The organism is Paenibacillus sambharensis, from assembly GCF_003233845.1.
Lineage (GTDB): Bacteria > Bacillota > Bacilli > Paenibacillales > Paenibacillaceae > Paenibacillus_I > Paenibacillus_I sambharensis.
This window is the reverse complement of record NZ_QKRB01000057.1, coordinates 341,454-354,607: the sequence shown is the minus strand read 5'-3', so window position 1 is coordinate 354,607 and position 13,154 is coordinate 341,454. Positions and strand designations below refer to the sequence as shown.

13 protein-coding genes are annotated in these 13,154 nt (G+C 53.2%); 8 read left to right on the top strand and 5 right to left on the bottom strand.

The annotated features are described in order from the left end of the window. The first annotated feature begins 83 nt into the window (after positions 1-83). The 8 genes from DNH61_RS23485 to mtnB all read left to right on the top strand — a co-directional run bounded on the left by DNH61_RS23485 (position 84) and on the right by mtnB (position 8,129). On the top strand, positions 84-524 hold the full coding sequence (locus tag DNH61_RS23485; protein WP_111149253.1) for a hypothetical protein: 441 nt from the start codon (positions 84-86) through the stop codon (positions 522-524). A 167-nt stretch (positions 525-691) separates the two neighbouring features. Continuing rightward, positions 692-1,888 carry a pyridoxal phosphate-dependent aminotransferase gene (locus tag DNH61_RS23480; RefSeq protein ID WP_111149252.1) on the top strand — a complete coding sequence of 399 codons (1,197 nt, stop codon included), beginning with the start codon at positions 692-694 and terminating at the stop codon, positions 1,886-1,888. Positions 1,889-2,322: 434 nt separating this feature from the next. Then, positions 2,323-3,420, top strand: coding sequence for a glutamate 5-kinase (gene proB / locus DNH61_RS23475; RefSeq protein WP_111149251.1), 1,098 nt, complete (start codon positions 2,323-2,325; stop codon positions 3,418-3,420). 18 nt (positions 3,421-3,438) lie between these two features. Next, entirely contained in the window at positions 3,439-4,686 is a 1,248-nt protein-coding gene (locus DNH61_RS23470) for a glutamate-5-semialdehyde dehydrogenase (RefSeq protein ID WP_111149250.1), read from the top strand. Between the two features lie 17 nt (positions 4,687-4,703). Next, on the top strand, positions 4,704-5,582 hold the full coding sequence (gene proC, locus DNH61_RS23465) for a pyrroline-5-carboxylate reductase (protein ID WP_111149249.1): 879 nt from the start codon (positions 4,704-4,706) through the stop codon (positions 5,580-5,582). Next, positions 5,579-6,802, top strand: coding sequence for a 2,3-diketo-5-methylthiopentyl-1-phosphate enolase (locus tag DNH61_RS23460; RefSeq protein ID WP_111149248.1), 1,224 nt, complete (start codon positions 5,579-5,581; stop codon positions 6,800-6,802). Before proC ends, DNH61_RS23460 begins: the two co-directional genes overlap by 4 nt. Next, a complete protein-coding gene (locus DNH61_RS23455) occupies positions 6,799-7,464 on the top strand; it encodes a 2-hydroxy-3-keto-5-methylthiopentenyl-1-phosphate phosphatase (RefSeq protein WP_111149247.1) in 666 nt (221 codons plus the stop codon). Before DNH61_RS23460 ends, DNH61_RS23455 begins: the two co-directional genes overlap by 4 nt. Beyond that, a complete protein-coding gene (gene mtnB, locus DNH61_RS23450) occupies positions 7,464-8,129 on the top strand; it encodes a methylthioribulose 1-phosphate dehydratase (RefSeq protein ID WP_181438840.1) in 666 nt (221 codons plus the stop codon). The genes DNH61_RS23455 and mtnB overlap by 1 nt, the downstream gene beginning before the upstream one ends. 23 nt (positions 8,130-8,152) lie before the next feature. Here mtnB and DNH61_RS23445 read toward each other — a convergent pair whose 3' ends face one another. The 5 genes from DNH61_RS23445 to DNH61_RS23425 all read right to left on the bottom strand — a co-directional run bounded on the left by DNH61_RS23445 (position 8,153) and on the right by DNH61_RS23425 (position 13,138). Then, positions 8,153-8,869, bottom strand: coding sequence for a DnaD domain protein (locus tag DNH61_RS23445; RefSeq protein ID WP_111149246.1), 717 nt, complete (start codon positions 8,867-8,869; stop codon positions 8,153-8,155). A gap of 15 nt (positions 8,870-8,884) precedes the next feature. Beyond that, the gene (locus tag DNH61_RS23440; RefSeq protein WP_111149245.1) at positions 8,885-10,111 is read right to left on the bottom strand and encodes an acetate/propionate family kinase; all 1,227 of its coding nucleotides are present in this window, start codon (positions 10,109-10,111) and stop codon (positions 8,885-8,887) included. Continuing rightward, complete coding sequence (locus DNH61_RS23435; protein WP_111149244.1) at positions 10,108-10,980, bottom strand: 3-hydroxyacyl-CoA dehydrogenase family protein; 873 nt, start codon at positions 10,978-10,980, stop codon at positions 10,108-10,110. Before DNH61_RS23435 ends, DNH61_RS23440 begins: the two co-directional genes overlap by 4 nt. A gap of 126 nt (positions 10,981-11,106) precedes the next feature. Next, positions 11,107-12,609 (bottom strand): AAA family ATPase, encoded by a 1,503-nt coding sequence (locus DNH61_RS23430; RefSeq protein ID WP_111149243.1) that lies wholly within the window; start codon positions 12,607-12,609, stop codon positions 11,107-11,109. Then, entirely contained in the window at positions 12,602-13,138 is a 537-nt protein-coding gene (locus DNH61_RS23425; RefSeq protein ID WP_111149242.1) for a hypothetical protein, read from the bottom strand. The genes DNH61_RS23430 and DNH61_RS23425 overlap by 8 nt, the downstream gene beginning before the upstream one ends. Between the last annotated feature and the right edge of the window lie 16 nt (positions 13,139-13,154).

Below are 13,154 nucleotides of genomic sequence, written 5' to 3'. Positions count from 1 at the left end.
TCTTACCCTGTCATGGTGAGGTGTCAAGCTGGGAACAATATAACGGAAGGTCAACCAATATTCAGTCAAAGGAGAAATGTCACATGCAGAAACAAGCTGCTGCTATTCTGGCTTTGATGATGCTCGCGACCCTGTTCGCGTGGAATGCACAGGCAGCTGTGCAGGGTGAGGACATTACGTTAAAGCCGGTTCAAATTTTTGATGTCAAGGCGGGTAAGGTGGTACGAACGCTGCCCAATGACGAAGAATATCAGAAAATGGCCTCAAGCTGGCTGCGTTCGGCAACCAAGCTTTCCCCCAAAATAAAACCTGATGATAAATGCGGTTTTGTATACCGGGTACCGCTCGACAAGCCTGTCAGTTTGAAAATCGGCAAAACAGAATTCGCCGTTGATGACGTATTCCTCTTCTACTGTCCGGAGAACGACCCGCTTCTGCTCGTCTTCGATGCGGCCAAGAAGCCCTATCTGCTCGAATTCGAGGCTGACCTCAAGCCTTTCCTGAGAAAGGTCGCCGCACCCTGATGACTTTTCCGGCCCGGCTTAACCAATCCCTATAAGCACCTGCTCGGCATAACAAGCTGCTTGCCGGCCGCTCTTCGATTAATCGCCCATGTCTCGACAGTCCGGAATGTACATGCTACATTAGGAATATTCTGTTCCGAACCGGAAGATATGGAGTGTTGCCAAATATGAACGACAATCATTCACGCATCACCATTGAGCCCGCCCGCCGGATGAAGGAACTGCCGACGCAGTTTTTTGCCCGGCTGGTCGGTAAAGCGGCAGCCCGCATCGCTGAAGGTCACGATGTGATTAACCTCGGGCAAGGAAATCCCGACAAGCCGACACCGCCTCACATCGTAACCAAGCTGCAGGAAGCGGCGGCTAATCCGCTTTATCATAAATATCCGCCATTCAGCGGCTTTGCGTTCCTGAAGGAAGCGGTTGCCGCCAGATATAAGGAAGATTATAATGTCGATCTTGATCCTGCAACCGAGGTCGCCATACTGTTTGGCGGCAAGACAGGACTTGTGGAAATCAGCCAGTGTCTGCTGAACCCTGGCGACTTGTGCCTTGTACCTGACCCCGGATACCCGGATTACTGGTCGGGTGTATCACTTGCCGGTGCACACATGACATTCATGCCGCTTAAGGCGGATAATGACTTCCTGCCTGACTACAGCCGTATTCCCGCAGCGGATGCGGACAAGGCCAAGCTGATGTTCATCAACTATCCGAATAACCCGACAGGAGCGGTGGCAAGCAGCAGCTTCTATGAAGAGACTGTGCGCTTTGCTGAGCGGCATAACATTGTGGTCTCCAGTGATTTTGCATACGGCGGCATCGGCTTCGACGGGAAGAGACCGGTCAGCTTCCTGCAGACACCAGGAGCCAAGGAAGTCGGCCTTGAGTTTTACACGCTGTCGAAGAGCTACAATATGGCCGGCTGGCGCGTCGGCTTTGCCCTTGGCAACGCCAAGCTGATCAGCCTGATCAATCTTATTCAGGACCATTACTACTGCAGCCTCTTCGGCGGTATACAGGAAGCAGCCGCGCTTGCTCTCACCGGACCTCAAGACAGTGTTCACAGCCTGTCCGCCATGTATGAGCAGCGCCGTGATGCTCTGTTTGCCGCACTTGATGAAATCGGCTGGAAAGCCGCCAAGCCAGGCGGTTCCTTCTTCTGCTGGCTGCCGGTACCTGATGGCTATACGTCCGAATCCTTCTCGGATCTTCTCATTAAGGAAGCCAACGTGGTGCTTGCTCCGGGAGTCGGATTCGGCACACATGGCGAAGGCTATGTCCGTCTGGGACTGCTGGCGGAGGAAGCCCGTCTGCAGGAGGCTGTCCGACGAATCGGCGCCCTCGGGCTGTTCAGGAACTGACACCTGCAAGCCTGAACAGGCCTGCTTAGAGGCTGCCAGCCTTACTTTACAGCCCCTGCCGATCATGGTATCCTAACGTTAGATGTCACAATCGAACATACAACGTGATGACGGGACCAGTACGTTTGGATCCTCGCGCTCAGAGAACGGATTCCCCGGCTGCAAGAATCCGTCGCGAACCCTTACCGAACCCACCCCTGAACGGCCGGTGATGAGCCGGACAGCACCTGCTGTTATCAGGTCATGGAGCAGGATGATCATTAGCATCATCAACAAAAGGTGGTACCGCGGAAGCCAGACTTTCGTCCTTTATACAGGATGAAAGTCTTTTTTTGTCGCCCGGCAGCTGTACGCTTATCCCGGCGACCTCAGCCGCTCCCCCAGAAGGACGGCTGCTATAGGCAAACGCAGCCCAGGAAGGAACCGGACTTATTATGGAAGAACGCATTGTAATCAAAATCGGCAGCAGCTCGCTAACCTCTGAGGAAGGAGGGCTGAACCGAGCCCAAATCGCCTATTTCGCCGCTGAGCTGTCGGCTCTTCACCAGGCAGGGCACCCTCTTCTCCTTGTCACCTCAGGCGCTGTCGCTGCCGGGTTCAGACGAATCGGGTACGCCGCCCGGCCCAAGCTTGTGCACGAGAAGCAGGCGGCTGCAGCAGTCGGGCAGGCGCTGCTCATGCAGGCTTATCAGGAGGCCTTTGCATCAAGCGGGATTGGCGTGGCGCAGCTGCTGCTGACACGGGCTGATTTCTCCAACCGCAGGCGTATCCAGAATGCGCTGATGACCATTGAAGAGCTGCTCAGGCAGCGGGTCCTGCCCATCATTAACGAGAACGATACTGTGGCAACGGATGAGCTTAAATTTGGCGATAATGATACGCTCTCCGCATTGGTTGGCAATCTGGTGAGAGCCCGGCAGCTGATGATCCTGACCGATATGGACGGTCTATATACCGCTGACCCCCGCAAGGATGCCAGCGCCGTGCGAATTGACAGGGTTGAACAAATATCGGAGCAGATTATGGCCATTGCCGGCGGAGCCGGCTCAGCGGTAGGTACAGGCGGCATGCGTTCGAAGATCGAAGCGGCCCGCATTGCGATGCGCGGCGGGGTATCGACCTTCATCGGCCGTGCCTCCGAGCCCGGCGACCTTCTGTCCGCTGTGCGGGGCAGCGGCAAAGGCACTTATTTTGACACCTCCCTGCACAGCCTCTCTGTCAAGAAGCAGTGGCTCGGCTTCCACTCTACCCCGCGCGGCAGGATTACCATCGACGATGGCGCCGTTACCGCACTCACCGAGCGCGGCAAGAGCCTCCTCCCCGCTGGCGTCCAGCTGGTGGAAGGCGAATTTCACCCCGGGGATGTTGTAGAAGTCGTGGATCCAAGCGGGCAAGTAATCGGACGCGGAGTCGTCAATTATGAAGCATGGCAAATTCAGGCTGTAGCCGGTCTTGGGACGGAAGAGGTTGCAAGGCGGGTGGAAGTCGTACGCATCGAGGTCATTCACAGGGATGAATGGGTGACGTTATAACTGACAGGAGGTAATCGAATGGGCGAAGTAAGAGATAAAGCAGCACTCGCGCGAGCAGCTGCAGCACGCATGAACACCTTAAGTACGGAAGAGAAGAACAGCGCGCTTCTTCGGATGGCTGACGCGTTAATCGCCAATCAGGAAAGTATTATAGAGGCCATTCAGGAAGATCTCGAGCGGGGTCGCGCCGGCGGCACCAGCGAGTCCCTGCTTGACCGCTTAAAGCTGACCGAAGAACGGATCATGGGAATTGCTGAAGGGCTTCGGCAAATTGTCGAGCTGCCCGATCCTGTCGGCGACAAGCTGGAGGCCTTCAGCCGGCCTAACGGATTGCAGATTGAGAAGATCAGGGTTCCGCTCGGTGTCATCGGAATGATCTACGAGGCCAGGCCGAACGTCACGGTTGATGCAGCAGGACTTTGTCTAAAGACGGGCAATGCTGTTGTGCTGCGCGGCGGCTCTGCTGCCATAGCCTCCAACAAGCAGATTGTGGAGGTGCTGCGCAAGACGCTGGCCGATACGAAGATGCCGCCTGATGCCCTGCAGTTAATTGAAGATTCCGATCGCCGCTCCGTCGACGAAATGCTGAAGCTGAACGGTCTGCTCGATGTTGTGATTCCAAGGGGCGGCGCCTCTCTGATCCGCAATGTTGTTGAGAATGCCACCGTCCCTGTAATCGAAACGGGAGCCGGAATTTGTCATACTTATCTGGATGAATCGGCTGAGCCGGCCATGGCTTCAGATATTGCCCTCAACGCCAAGGCGCAGCGCCCTTCTGTCTGCAATGCAATGGAAACGCTGCTCGTACACCGCTCATTCGCAAATGATCACCTTCCGAGCATAGCCGGCAGGCTGCGTGATGCGGGGGTTGAGCTGCGCGGCTGCGAAGCCGTCCGTGCCCTGCTGCCCGATACAGCGGATGCGCCGGCACCAGAATATGACCATGAATACAATGACTATATTCTGAATATCCGTATCGTTGACAGTCTGGATGAAGCGCTAGGTCACATTCGTCAATACGGTACCATGCACTCCGAGTGCATTGTCACTGAGAATGCGGAGCATGCGGCCCGATTTATGCAGGAGATTGACGCGGCTGCTGTCTACCACAACGCTTCCACCCGCTTCACGGACGGCTTTGAGTTTGGATTCGGCGCCGAGATCGGCATCAGTACCCAAAAGCTGCACGCAAGGGGGCCGATGGGTCTTCCTGCGCTTACTTCTACCAAGTACCGGATTTACGGAACCGGCCAAATACGCGGATAAAGGGGATTATAACTGCTATGAAAGAACAGCTCACCAAGGTAACAGCACCTATCCGGGATAAACGCTTCTGCTTCTACGGTGCAGGATCAATGGCTGAAGCCATACTTAGAGGCATAGTCGAACAAGGGCTCGCAGAGGCAGGCCAGGTCAGCGTTATCAACCGTTCGGATGATCAGCGGCTTGCCGAGCTGAACAGCCGTTATGGTGTCGTAATCCCTGCGGGCCCTGCTGATAAAGATAGATTCCTTGCCGAAGCAGATATTCTGTTCCTCTGCATGAAGCCCAAGGATGCCGAGGAGGCGCTCGGCAGGCTGACTGGTTTATCCAAGGAAGGACAGCTGGTTGTTTCCGTTATTGCAGGTCTATCAACCGAAACGATCGAACGATTGATCGGCAGAGCTCTGCCCATCGTTCGCACCATGCCGAACACTTCCTCTACGATCGGTCTTGGAGCTACTGCGCTCTGCTTTAATGGCCAGGTTTCCGAAGCCCAGCAGCAGTTGTCCGTGGATATATTCCAGGCTGTTGGCATCACGACAATTGTCGAGGAGCCGATGATCGACTCGGTGACCGGTTTATCAGGCAGCGGACCTGCTTACATCTATTATGTGATGGAAGCTCTGATGCAGGCCGGCATTGATCTTGGCCTGTCACCGGAGTCATCGCGCGAGCTGACCATTCAGACTGTGCTCGGCGCAGCATCAATGGTTCATCAGACGGGAGAAGAACCCTCCGTGCTGCGGCGCAAGGTGTCGTCACCGAACGGCACAACGCAAGCGGCTATCGAGGTTATGGACCGTCATGACTTTACATCCACCATTATAAAAGCGGTACGGCGTTCAGCCGAACGTGCCAGAGAGATGGGCGCCGAGCTGGAGAGGAGCACAACCCAATGAGCGGATATTGCAGAGCGGTCTACCGTTGTTTCGATGAGAAAGCAGATTTTCAGAAGAAGGCGCAGTCCATCGCTGTCGGACTGACCGTCGGAAGCTGGACCGAGCTCCCCGAGGCGCAGAAGGCCCACATGGAGAAGCATCTTGGCAAAGTGGTGTCTGTCAGCGAGTATGGCGGAAATGCCTCAGCTGCCGGCGAACGGTATGCAGATATCGTAATTGACTACCCGGATATTAATTTCAGCCGTGATATCCCTGCCCTTCTGGTCACCATCTTCGGCAAGCTGTCCATGGACGGACGCATCAAGCTGATTGACATCGACGTATCGGACGACTTCCTGTCCGCCTTCCCCGGGCCCAAATTCGGGCTAACCGGTGTACGAGGGCAGCTTGGCATTCCTGATCGGCCGCTGCTGATGAGCATCTTCAAATCCGTTATTGGACATGACCTCGGCGGACTGCAGGAACAGTTTTACCGGCAGGCTCTCGGCGGTGTGGATTTGATCAAGGATGATGAAATCTTGTTCGAGAATCCGCTTACCCCGCTCGAGAAGCGTGTAGAAGTCTGCATGGAGGCCGCTGCCAGAGCAAAAGGCGAAACCGGCCAGGATCTGCTGTATGCCGTCAATATTACGGGTCCTACTTCCCAAATTGCCGCCAATGCCAAGAAAGCGATTCAGGCAGGCGCCAATGCCCTGCTGTTCAATGTACTGGCATACGGCTATGATGTGCTGGCTGAGCTGAGCCGTGACCCGGAGATCAATGTTCCGATTGCCGCTCATCCGGCTATGGCGGGTGCCTTCTACCCTTCTCCGCATTATGGCATTGCTGCTCCTGTCCTGCTGGGCAAGCTGATGAGAATCGCTGGTGCGGATCTCGTCCTGTTCCCTTCGCCTTACGGATCTGTAGTGATGCCTAAGGAAGAAAATATGGCCGTAAGAGATGCGCTGCTCGATCCGGCTCTGCGCATCAAGACAAGCTTCCCCGTCCCATCTGCCGGCATCCACCCGGGGCTTGTACCACTGATCCTGCGGGATTTCGGCAGCGATGTCGTCGTCAATGCAGGCGGCGGAATTCATGGCCATCCAATGGGTACCGCCGCAGGCGGACAAGCCTTCAGGCAGGCGATCCAGGCTTCGCTTCATGGAGTGCCGCTTCGTGATTATGCCGCAAACCATCCGGAGCTTGCTGCAGCCATATCCGCATGGGGGGTTAGAGAATGAGCAGCACATCACGCAGCAAGGTCATCTTCTGTGATTTCGACGGAACCATCACCGTAAATGATAATATCGTAGCGATCATCAAGCATTTTAACCCCGACGGCTGGGAAGCGATTGTGGAGGATATTGTCAGTGAACGAAAGTCGATCCGCGAAGGGGTTGGCGAACTGTTCCGTCTTCTTCCGGCCTCCCGCAGGAAAGAGGTTGTTGAATTCGCTATTAACAATGCGCAGATTCGTGAAGGCTTCGATGAGCTGCTTCGCTTCTGCCAGTACCAGTCCATTGACTTCTATGTAACAAGCGGAGGCATTGATTTCTTCGTATACCCGCTCCTCCAGCCATTCGACATTCCGGAAGATCATATCTTCTGTAATGGCAGCAGCTTCGAGGGCAGCCGCATCGAAATTTTATGGCCGCATCCTTGCGACCATGAGTGTTCGAACGAGTGCGGCATGTGTAAAACGACCATCATGCGCCGCTTCCCTGCAGAGCATTATGAACGGATTCTGATTGGTGACAGTGTAACGGATTTCGAAGGCGCCAAAATTGCCGACATCGTCTTTGCCCGCTCCCATCTGATCGATAAATGCCGGGAGCTCGGGGTATCGTATACCCCCTTCGAAACCTTCCATGATGTCATTGACGAGCTGGAGGAGATAGTGTAATGAGCCTGGATTTCCTAAGTATTCCAACCGAGGATAAGCAGCGAGCATTAACCGAGCTAAGAGAGATCAAGGACTTGTTTGCTGCTCGCAACTGGTTTCCCGGAACAAGCGGCAACCTGTCCATTCGTGTGGGTGACTACGAGCCGGACAGCTTTCATTTTGCGATTACCGCTAGCGGCAAGGATAAGTCCGTACATACGCCGGAGGACTTCCTCTTCGTCGATCAGGATGGCAAGCCTTGCGAGACGACCCGGCTGAAGCCGTCGGCCGAAACGCTGATTCATTGCGAGCTTTACCGCCTTACAGGCTGCGGTGCGATCTTCCACACGCATACCGTATTCAACAATGTGGTATCTGAATGGTTCTGGGAACGCGGCTCTATACCAGTTGAAGGCGTGGAATTGATAAAGGCATTTAATATATGGGACGAGGAAGCCCATATTGATATCCCGGTCATTCCAAACTATGCCGATATCCCCAAGATTGTCCCAGAGGTCACAAAGCGGTTTGATCCGCGTGTGCCGGGTATCATGCTTCGCAAGCATGGAATATACGCTTGGGGAGCGAACGCATTTGAGGCCAAACGGCATCTTGAGGCGTTCGAGTTCCTCTTCGAATATGTATACCGCTGGGAGCTGCTCAAGCAGTCCAAGGCCAGCATATAAAAAAGCTGAGACGCATGAGCGTCTCAGCTTTTTCTGTTACTGCCGCTGCGGAACCGGTTGGCATGCGCACGGGCTTCCTCACTGTTAGTGACCCGGTTGCGGCTCCATTCCAGCAAGATACGGTCTATGTACCGAAAATGCAGCTTACCGGCAAACACAGCTTCTTTAAGGGCGAATCGGACAAGCTCCTCCGGATACCGGTCGGCATCCAGCCAGCCGCTGATCGTTTCCAGCTCCATTGGTGACAGGGGCCTGCCAAATTCCTGCTCGAATAAGGAGAACAAGTTAATATCCGGTGTCGGAGTCGGGGCCGGGGGTGCAAAGCTCCGTTCCCTCGATTCAGATTCCTGAACAGTTGAGCCTCCCCTTACCGGATGTTCTGTCACCCATTCCGCTGCTTTCACAATCCATCCGTTCCAGTTATACGTCTCCGATTGAATGCCTGATACCGGATCAATATATTCATCAATAGCAAGGAATCCTTCCTTCATTAATCGCTGCACATGCTGACCGACAACCTTGGCACTAAGCCCCATTCGTTCTCCAAGCTGTTCCAAGGTCGGAAACTCCACATTCTCGGCCTGCTTGAAGGCAGCGATATGAATGAGCAGCATGGTATCCGTATCAGTGAGCCCGATCGCTCTGTGAGACCGCAGCAGAACGGCCGGCACAAACACGCCGCCCCCCGACATAGCTGCAGTCATGCCGTGAACAAAGGCGTCCCGGTTTCCGTCCTTCATGCTGTCACTCCCCGGTTAGATTTCGTAGTTTTCCTGCTTCTCCTGCTCAAGGACAAGACGGTACGTATCACGAGCTATGATAAGCTCCTCGTTAGTCGGAACGACCATAACCTTGGTACGGGAATCTGGAGCCGAAATGATACGCGCCTGCTTGGAGCGCTGCTTGTTCAGCTCTGGATCAAGCTTGACTCCAAAGTAAGACAGTCCGCTGCAAACCGCATCACGCAGCTGTACAGAGTTCTCGCCAACCCCGGCCGTGAAGACCAGGACATCTAATCCGTCCATTGCCGCAACATAGGAGCCGATGTACTTGCGCACGCGATACGTATACATGTCGAATGCAAGCTTGGCGTTGCGGTCTCCTTCCTCCATCGAATCAACGATCTCGCGCATGTCACTGCTGATTCCCGAGATTGCCATCAGACCGGAGTGCTTGTTCAGCATGGAGTTCACTTCACTCAGTGTCAGGTCTTCCTTATTCATTGTGAATGGCACGATTGCAGGGTCAAGATCGCCACTGCGCGTACCCATCATCAGACCTTCAAGAGGTGTAAGACCCATACTGGTATCAACGGATTTACCGCCCATAATAGCCGTACAGCTCGCGCCATTACCGATATGACAGGTTACCATCTTCAGTTCTTCAAGCGGCTTGCCCAGAAGCTCGGCTGCCTGCTGGCTTACATAATTGTGAGATGTGCCGTGGAAGCCATAACGGCGGATCTTGTGACGGCGGTACAGCACCATTGGAATCGGGTACAGGTAAGCCACCGGCGGCATGGATTGGTGGAAAGCCGTATCAAATACAACCGCTTGAGGCACTTCAGGCAGGTTGGTGTCAACAGCGTTAATACCCATCATGTGAGCCGGATTATGAAGAGGTGCCAAGTCGAACAGGTTGCGGATCTCCAGCTTCACGTCCTGATCAACGAGCACGGATTCCTTAAAGGTTTCGCCTCCGTGAACGACACGGTGCCCAACGGCATCGATTTCGTCCATGGAACGAATAACCCCATGCTCGGGATGCACCAGCAGATCGATTACCCGCTTGACAGCTGTAACATGGTCCAGGATTTCACTGACATCTTTGACCTCCGGCTTGTCCGTTGGCTCATGTGTCACAATCGATGAATCCATTCCGATCCGTTCTACACGGCCGCTGGCCAGAACGCTTTCGTTAGTCATATCAAAGAGCTGGTATTTCAGCGAGGAGCTGCCAGCATTAATGACAAGTATTCTCATGTACGGTCCCCATCCTTATCATATTTAAAGAATCCGATGCCTGTTTTTACACCCAGATGGCCTGCTCGAACCATCTTCTTAAGCACGATGGACGGACGGTATTTCAGTTCACCGTATTCACGGAACATCCTGTCAAGAGCTGCCAGAACCGCATCCAGACCGAACCGGTCCGCCATTTCGAATGGCCCGTGCTGGAACGAATAACCAACACGCATCGCATTATCAATGTCTTCAGCAGAGGCTACACCTTCCTCAAGCACATGCAGCGCCTCGTTAATGAACAGACAAATTAACCGGGTCGTAATAAAGCCCGGCGATTCAAACACCATGACGCTCTTCTTGTTGATTACATCTTCAACAAAATGTTTGATGCTGTTAAAGGTATCATCGGACGTTTGCAGTCCGCGGACGATTTCAACAAGATCAATCTTGTATGCAGGATAAATAAAATGCATGCCGACAACCCGTTCCGGGCTTTTTGTATGGCTTGCCAGCTCAGTCAAGCTGAGTGTAGAGGTGTTGCTTGCCAGTATGACATTCGGGTTGCAGTGCTCGTCAAGCTGTTCAAAAATCTTCTTCTTGGCTTCCAAATCTTCTGTGATGGTTTCAATAATAATCTCACAGTCACACATGTCAGCCAGGCTGTCTACCGGTTTGATCCGGCTTAGTACAAGTTTCTTCTCGGCTTGGGTAAGCGCCCACTTCTCTATTTGTTTATCGAGGCTGTGCTCGATCTGCTGCATTGAGCTTTTCATTTGCTCCGGCGTTTTCTCCAAAATTTCGACATCCAGGCCTTTGAATGCCAGCATTTCTGCAATCCCTTGACCCATTGTTCCTACTCCAACTACTCCTACTTTCCTGATTGCCATGGATGCTCACCTTCTCTATATTGTATTTTCAGTTGTCGCAAACCCACTATATTATACATTACCTGATCATGAAAAAAGAAGGCGTCCGAGTGGACATCCTTCTTAATTCATGAAAATGTCGAAAAATTAAGCGCTTTTAGAGTCATTATTATATTGCATGAGTGCACGGAATTGATCTCCCGACAAGGTTTCATCCTTGAGAAGGATGGCAAGCGACCCGTCAAACACTGCCCGGTAGCTGTCCAGCAGCTTTCTTGTGCGCTCCATCAAATCATCCAATATGCGTCCCGATACTTTGGAGAGTGCCTCTGGTGTGACCATGTTTCTATCTACTATACCCATTTCCGTCAAGCCTGATTCAGCCATATTACGAACAATCGCCATCGCTTGCTCAAAATCGCCACGCGAGCCTGTACTTCTGTTGCCATAGAACATTTCCTCAGCGGCAGCACCGCCGAGTGCGATCATGATCTGGTCCTCCATGTAAGGCTTCGTGTAGAGATACTGGTCATCCTGCGGGTTATGGCGAACGTAACCGAGCGCCTGGCCCCGTGGAGACAAGGCCACAGTAGATACACTGCCCGGACGGACAGCTTCCGCCGCTATTGCGTGGCCCAGTTCATGAATAGCTACACGCTCCTGCTCTTCCTTCGTCGCTTCACGATCTGTCTTCTCACCCATCATGACCTTATCGATGGCCATGCTCAGATGCTGCTGCCTAATCTTCTCCTGCTTGTCCCTCATGGCGTAAATCGCTGCCTCGTTCATCACACTCTCCAGCTGCGCGCCTGAGAAGTTAAAGGACTCTTCTGCAATCTTATCCAGATTAACGGTATCATCGAGCGGCTTATTCTTGGCATGGATCTTAAGGATATGCGCACGCCCCTTCTTGTCCGGAAGGTCGACGCCGATATGACGGTCAAACCGGCCGGGACGAAGTAGTGCGCTGTCCAGCATTTCCTTGCGGTTAGTGGCTGCAATGATTAGAACCCTTGGTGATTCAGACGAGTGAATGCCGTCCATCTCGGTCAGCAGCTGGTTGAGCGTTTGATCATATTCACGATGCTGGCCGCCGTCACGCTTGCCGCCAATAACATCTATCTCATCAATAAAGATAACGGCACTGTTCTTCCCGCTCTTCACAGCCTTCTGACGGGCTTCCTTGAAGATATCCCGGATCCGGCTCGCACCGACGCCCACATACATTTCCACAAATTCACTGCCTGACGCAGCTACATAGACGGAATCCGAATAATGTGCCGCAGCCTTGGCAAGCAGCGTCTTTCCTGTTCCAGGAGGGCCCGTAAGGAGGATGCCCTTGAGCGGGCGAATGCCGAACTTGGCAATTTCTTCAGGCTTAACAATGAAATCCAGAGCCTCAATCAGCTCCTGCTTCGCTCTCTCCTGGCCGCCGATCTGTTCAAAGGAAAGCGGCGTCAGCTGACGGACCGAGCCCTTCTTCGAGCCATGAGCTGCGGCGACGTTACCGCGTGTTCTTGCCACGAAGAACAAAGCACCGATTATACCTGCTGCCAGCAGAATAGGCAGTACATTAACACCTGTCATATACAAGAATATAAGCAGTACCGGGAAAAATCCAATCGCAATCTCTTTACCATATTTAAGCATTCGGCCATACCCCCATCTTCGCCGGGATTCGAGGCAGAATCACAAACTTTGTCTCCCCCGATTGTTCGAGCGTAATGTATACATTGGTATCATCCATTGACGTTACAACATTTAGGCCATCATATTCATCCATCCAGTCAGCAGCAGCTTCTGGTATACTCGCGTATAGCTGATTATCCATCGCTTGTGCAACCTCAAACAAGACAGAGGACCATATTTTCTCCAGTTCAGGTGAAGGCACCTGCTCCACATCGAGCTTAAGTTCTTTGCTGCCGATCAGAGCTGAGCCCTGCTTCTTAATTTCATGGTAGACAGACATCAGATCGATGCCGCTCTCAAGCTTCAGCTTTACCGTGACAGAATCCCGTTCGATCACAGGCTCGGAAACCTCCACGCCGTCAATTGAAGCCATAGACTCCATAAACGGTCTTTCTACAGCGAAACTCTGATATGAGAACCATCCCCCGAACAACACGGCGCCAGACAGCAGGACTGTTAGCAGTATAGGCAGTGGACGTAATTTATTCATACAAAAAAGCCCCCTT